Source organism: Chryseobacterium sp. BGARF1 (genome assembly GCF_001677955.1).
In the GTDB taxonomy this organism is placed as follows: domain Bacteria; phylum Bacteroidota; class Bacteroidia; order Flavobacteriales; family Weeksellaceae; genus Chryseobacterium.
This window is the reverse complement of the sequence record NZ_LELA01000227.1, coordinates 1-240: the sequence shown is the minus strand read 5'-3', so window position 1 is coordinate 240 and position 240 is coordinate 1. Positions and strand designations below refer to the sequence as shown.

Sequence of the window (240 nt, the reverse complement as noted above, 5' to 3'; positions counted from 1 at the left end):
TTCTTATTTCCTCAATAATCTCACCTCTGTAACCTCCATCAGCGAGGATTACATCAAGTGGAATCAATAAGTATTGCAGTGTTTTCATCAATAATAATGCGGCTTTACTGTCGTGAATATTGGCTACACTTACCATGACAGCTAACAAAAACCCATTTTTATCTACCACAACGTGTCGCTTGATGCCTTTTACTTTTTTACCTCCATCATAACCATTGAGCGAACGGTTATTTCCCCAGC

Annotated in this window: 1 protein-coding gene; it reads right to left on the bottom strand. The window is 38.8% G+C overall.

Going from position 1 to position 240, the window contains the following annotated elements:
- Positions 1 to 240, bottom strand: a 240-nt coding sequence (locus AB671_RS21785) for a transposase (RefSeq protein ID WP_157444298.1), incomplete at both ends; no start/stop codon positions are given.